Raw genomic sequence first — 379 nt, 5'->3', positions numbered from 1 at the left:
GGGACCTCGGCGCCCGCGGCGAACTCCACCAGACCCGCCGACCAGGGGGCGCCGCCGACCTTGCGCCGCATCTCGATGTACTCCAGGGGGGTGGCGATCCGGCCCTCGCTGATGTTGGCCAGCTCCCACATGCTCTCCTCGAGCAGGTGCCGGGTGGCCTCGGCGAACCGGCGGCACCAGCCGTCCGACATGGCCGGCACCGTACGGGCCCCCAGGTCGGCCAGCCCCCGCTCCACCGCGTTCTCCGGTACCGCGGGGGCGACCGCGTCCCGGGCCGCGCCGGCCGGGCCCACCGGCATGAAGGCGCGCAGCCGCTCCAGGTACTCACCGGCGCCCGCGGTGTCCCGGCCGCGCTTGAAGCTCTCCAGGAAGTGGTCGT

The 379-nt window shown here is 75.5% G+C and carries 1 pseudogene; it reads right to left on the bottom strand.

Going from position 1 to position 379, the window contains the following annotated elements:
• Positions 1-379 (bottom strand): annotated as a pseudogene (locus QC029_RS30940) (germacradienol/geosmin synthase); the annotation flags it as partial.

It is taken from the genome of Streptomyces sp. DH37, from assembly GCF_029813835.1.
In the GTDB taxonomy this organism is placed as follows: Bacteria; Actinomycetota; Actinomycetes; order Streptomycetales; family Streptomycetaceae; genus Streptomyces.
Note: the sequence above shows the minus strand (reverse complement) of the source record. Positions and strands in the feature narration are given on the sequence as shown.